This window comes from Leifsonia sp. HAY1-4F (genome assembly GCF_056755275.1).
The window spans coordinates 1-268 of the sequence record NZ_JBNDHX010000310.1; the positions used below are offsets into that span (position 1 = coordinate 1).

1 protein-coding gene is annotated in these 268 nt (G+C 43.7%); it reads left to right on the plus strand.

Annotation, left to right across the window (positions count from 1 at the left end; all coding sequences use genetic code 11):
* A partial coding sequence (locus ACPYOG_RS19630; protein ID WP_481295798.1) for a hypothetical protein occupies positions 1-268 on the plus strand: 268 nt, incomplete at both ends.

Sequence of the window (268 nt, forward strand, 5' to 3'; positions counted from 1 at the left end):
ACACAGGTGCTGGAAGGCGTCACAGTAGGAGAATACTGGGTAATTCTGGAAGACAACGGATGCTTCGTTAAGCAATTTGTACATGTGAAGAAAGCCGAAGCTCCGGTAATTACTGAAATTGAAATTTCAAACAACACTGTAACCGTTCATGTGACAGGCGGACAAGGCCCTTATCAGTATGCGGTAGATTCACCTACAAACTGGCAGGATTCCAATGTATTCACCGGACTATCCAGAGGGCAGTATATTTTCTATGTCTGTCTCTTAT